This is a genomic window from Candidatus Accumulibacter contiguus (genome assembly GCF_012940005.1).
GTDB lineage: Bacteria > Pseudomonadota > Gammaproteobacteria > Burkholderiales > Rhodocyclaceae > Accumulibacter > Accumulibacter contiguus.
The window spans coordinates 1-4,358 of sequence record NZ_SPMX01000150.1; the positions used below are offsets into that span (position 1 = coordinate 1).

Here is a 4,358-nt window from a genome sequence, read left to right on the forward strand (position 1 = left end):
CAGGAGGTCGGCCCACGATGCCGTGGACATCGCCCACACGTTATGGGCCGGCTACACTCAAGTCATAGACGCCGATCTATCAAAGTACTTCGATAGCATTCCGCATGCCAAGCTACTGGCCGTGGTGGCCGAGCGTGTTGTCGATGGGGGGATTCTGCACCTCATCAAGCAATGGCTCAAAGCCCCGGTCATCGGCGAAGACGACAACGGAGTGAAGAAGACCGTAGGTGGTGGAAAAGCCAATCGCAAAGGCACGCCGCAGGGCGGCGTGATCTCCCCGCTCTTGGCCAACTGCTACCTGCATATTCTCGACCGAATATGGCAACGGCAGCACCTGAAGGGCAAGCTATCCGCACATCTCGTGCGTTACGCGGACGACTTTGTCATCCTGTGCCGAAAAGAGGTAGAGGAACCGCTGAAAGTGGTGCGTCATGTCCTGGACCGTCTGGACCTCAGCCTCAACGAGACGAAGACCCACATCGTGGACGCCACCCAAGCAAGCTTCAACTTCCTGGGTTTCACGATTCAGATGAGTCGAGGGGCCAAGACTGGAAAACCGTACCCGAATGTCCGGCCAGCAGACAAATCGCTGAAGAAGATCAAGGCGAAGCTGACGGCACTGACGGGACGGAATCTGACCCCCATCTGAGTACGGTCACTGATCGCGATGGCGTTTGGTGGTTTTTTGGTCAAGTAGCGTGATGGACGGCAGGTGACCCCCCTCGGGGAACTTGAACAAACGTGCCCTTTGGGGGAGTCTCCGGTTACTAAGCCAAGAGACCATTCAAGTGTGCCACGCCCTAGTGCAATCGCCCCCGTTTTTTCTCCTTTTACTGCGCATTGACGAAGAGTTGGCCGAAGAGGCACGCTCAGGAGGGTGCGCGTGTGGAGGTGTTCTTCACCGCGCCAACTACCCGCGCAAACCACGCGCTTGTCCGAAAGAGGTTCGATCGGCTTACGAGTCGCGCTTCAGCTTCTGCTGCAATCGCTGTCGGCGGCGTACGACGTCAAGATCCGTGCGTTTCCTGGGCCGGCGTGTGTATCTCGGGCTGGCGGTGGTGCTGGGGTCTGCCCGGCATGCCGGGCAGACCCCAGCGGCGGCGCGGCTTTCCGGGATGCTGGACATTCCGGTACGCACCCTGCAACGTTGGCGGGAGTGGTGGCAGAAGCAATTTCCACTGACCCAGCTTTGGCAAGCCAGCTGTGCACGGTTCATGCCCCCGGTAGCGACCGACTTATGCCCTGCCAGTCTGCTCGAACGGTTTGCAGGGTCTGCCGAAGAAGCGCTGATGCGACTCCTGGTCTTTCTGTCCCCGCTGACGGTGAAGCCGATCAACTTGCGTGAGGGCCGGTGATCACCCGCAGAAGATGGCGATAGGCAGATTGGTCGAGGTTTTGTAGCCTTCATTCCCGGTTCTGGCGCCGTCGGCGCCGCCTCACTGGGAAACTCTCTTGAGTTCTTTTATCGATCCACCGAAACGTGATCGCTGGGCGCGCTTGCGCTTCTCGATCATCGGGTCCTTGCTGGCCGCACCACCCGCTGTCGGCGAACTACAGGCCGCGTTGAGCACGCTCGCCGTCAAATCCTGGCGACATCCTATCTCCGGCCTCGAGGTGTGCTTTGGTCTGTCGACGCTGGAGCGCTGGTACTACGCGGCACGACGTTCTGCCGATCCGGTGGCCAGTCTCAGAGACCGGCTGCGCGGCAACATCGGTCGCTTCCCCAGCCTCCTGCCCGCGGCCGTCGAGGGCCTGACGCGCCAGTACCGTGAGCATCCCGGCTGGACAGCGCAACTTCACTTCGACAACCTGCGCGTCGCCTTGGCCAGCAGCGACACGCCGTTGCCGTCCTACCCCACGGTTCGACGCTACCTCAAGGCGCAGGGGATGTTCCGCCAAGCTCGTCCGATACGCGCCACTGACGGCGCGTTATTGGCTCGCGACCGGCTCGACCGGCTGGAGGTCAGGAGTTTCGAGGTCGATCATGTGTCGGCACTCTGGCACCTCGATTTCCATCACGCCAAACGCAAGGTGCTGACGCGCACCGGGATCTGGGTCAAACCCCTGCTGCTCGGGGTTCTTGACGACCGCTCGCGCCTGGCCTGCCACTTGCAGTGGTATCTCGACGAGACGGCCGAGAGCCTCATTCACGGGCTGTCGCAAGCCTTCATGAAGCGCGGATTGCCACGCGCCCTGATGACCGACCACGGCGCCGCCATGCTGGCGGATGAGACCGTTTCCGGCCTGGCTTCCCTGGGGATCGTTCATCAGACGACGCTTCCTTATTCGCCTGATCAGAACGCCAAGCAGGAGTCGTTCTGGGGGCGTGTCGAGGGGCGATTGATGGCCATGCTCGAAGGTGAAGAGTCCCTGACCCTGGAGTCTCTCAATCAGGCGACCCAAGCCTGGGTCGAACAGGAATATCACCGAACGATCCATTCCGAGATCGAGACGACGCCGTTGGAGCGCCATCTTGCCGGACCCAACGTGCGGCGCGATTGCCCGAGTTCCGCGGCACTCTCTGCCGCGTTTCGCGTCGAGGTGACGCGCCGGCAACGCCGCTCCGATGGCACGGTCAGCTTGGCCGGCGAGCGCTTCGAGATTCCGGCACGCTATCGCCATCTCGTTGTGGTGCACCTGCGTTACGCCCGCTGGGATCTGACCCGGGTCGATCTGGTCGATCCTCGGACCGGCGCCGTGCTTTGCCCGATCCAGCCGCTCGACAAGTCCGCCAACGCCGATGGCCAGCGTCGGCGCCTGACCCCGGTGACCCTCGATCTGTCGCCGCTACCGCCTTCGGGCAGGGCCCCCTTGCTCCACCAGTTGCTTGCCGAATACGCCGCCACTGGCCTGCCGCCCGCGTATTTACCTCCCCTCGACAAGGACCCCGCATGAACCAGAAACTCCTCGCTCTATACGGCCTGAAGTGGAATCCTTTCTCCCCAGAATTGCCGATCGAGGCCATCTATGTGCCGCCCAGGATCGAGAACTTCTGCTGGCGGATCGAGCATGCTCAGATCCGGGAAGGGGGCTTCGCGATGATCCATGGCGACCCCGGTACCGGGAAGAGCGTCGTTTTGCGCCTCCTGGCCGAACGTCTCGCGCGCTTGCCCGATGTCACGATTGGCGCGATCAATCATCCGCAGAGCAACCTGGCGGACTTCTATCGCGAAATGGGCGATATCTTTGCTGTACCCTTGCGCCCGCACAACCGCTGGGGTGGCTTCAAGTCCTTGCGTGAGGTCTGGTTTGCCCATCTGGAGACGACCCGTCGGCGAGCCGTGCTGTGGGTCGACGAGGCCCAGGAGATGAGTCCGGCGGCGCTTTGCGAACTCCGTCTTCTGGCCAGCGCACGCTTCGATTCGCAGCCGCTGTTGTGTGTGGTGCTCGCGGGTGACGCACGCCTGATCGAGAAACTGCGGCGTGAGGAACTGATCCCGCTCGGCTCTCGCATCCGAACCCGACTCACCACCGAGCATGCAAGTCGTGAAGAGCTGCTGGCCTGTTTAAACCACCTCCTGGCGGGCGCTGGTCACGCGAGTCTGATGACGCCGATGCTGCAGCAGACGCTGGTTGATCACGCCGCAGGCAATTACCGCATCCTGACCACCCTCGCCGCCGAGCTGCTGGCGGCTGCGGCGCAGCGTGATCTCCCACAACTCGATGAGAAGCTTTACCTGGAAGTCTTTGCCCAACCCGAGAGACCCACGCCGCGCCGTGTCGCGGCAGGTCGCTGATGACCGAAGGAAACTGCTCATGCGAACCGATTCATTCTCCGTTGAAATTGGCCTGCCGCCCCTCTCCGATGAGGCCGCCGTCGAGATGGACGACTTCCTCATCGACTTCCTGGGTCTCTTCGAATCCCACTATGGGGATCAGATTCGCCGTTTCTACCAGGATCGATCCTTCGGCAACCTCGCTGATCTCCGTCCGCGTTCCCGCCTTCCAGACGACGATCCCCCTTTCTGATGAAATTCAGGAAGGTCCGGCGCTGCAATCGCTCTATCCGAACGTTACGGCGTAACGATCCACAGAAAGGTAGGTATGGCCAAGAGCAATGCACAACGACAGGCGGACTATCGAGTACGTCACTTCAAAGATGAAGGCAAAGGTAAGCGCTTGAATCTCGTTCTTGATCTCCACGCCAAGTGTGCCCTGGAGCGCCTGGCATTCTGTTACGGCGTAACGCAACGCGAGATTCTTGACGGTCTTCTTCGTCAGGCAGAGGGCGACGTTGCGGACCGTGCCTCACAGCTTCCCAATGGGCTGAGCGACTACTACGAAAAACACCGACGATTAGCCCAGGAATTCGTTACGCCGTAACGCTAGCGTACTCTCATCCAGTTTGCGCAGACTCG

At 61.2% G+C, this 4,358-nt stretch carries 6 protein-coding genes; all 6 read left to right on the forward strand.

The features are described 5' to 3' along the window. Positions 1–649: reverse transcriptase domain-containing protein (locus E4Q08_RS23845; RefSeq protein ID WP_248595140.1), on the forward strand; the 649-nt coding region annotated here is incomplete at its 5' end. A 367-nt stretch (positions 650–1,016) separates the two neighbouring features. Further along, entirely contained in the window at positions 1,017–1,355 is a 339-nt protein-coding gene (locus E4Q08_RS25265) for a hypothetical protein (RefSeq protein WP_308240219.1), read from the forward strand. 97 nt (positions 1,356–1,452) lie between these two features. Next, positions 1,453–2,895 carry a DDE-type integrase/transposase/recombinase gene (locus E4Q08_RS23855; protein WP_169072235.1) on the forward strand — a complete coding sequence of 481 codons (1,443 nt, stop codon included), beginning with the start codon at positions 1,453–1,455 and terminating at the stop codon, positions 2,893–2,895. Further along, the gene (locus tag E4Q08_RS23860; protein ID WP_169072236.1) at positions 2,892–3,737 is read left to right on the forward strand and encodes an ExeA family protein; all 846 of its coding nucleotides are present in this window, start codon (positions 2,892–2,894) and stop codon (positions 3,735–3,737) included. Before E4Q08_RS23855 ends, E4Q08_RS23860 begins: the two co-directional genes overlap by 4 nt. Before the next feature lie 19 nt (positions 3,738–3,756). Next, complete coding sequence (locus tag E4Q08_RS23865; protein ID WP_169072237.1) at positions 3,757–3,969, forward strand: hypothetical protein; 213 nt, start codon at positions 3,757–3,759, stop codon at positions 3,967–3,969. Between the two features lie 75 nt (positions 3,970–4,044). After that, positions 4,045–4,323 (forward strand): hypothetical protein, encoded by a 279-nt coding sequence (locus E4Q08_RS23870; protein WP_169072209.1) that lies wholly within the window; start codon positions 4,045–4,047, stop codon positions 4,321–4,323. Positions 4,324–4,358: the final 35 nt, after the last annotated feature.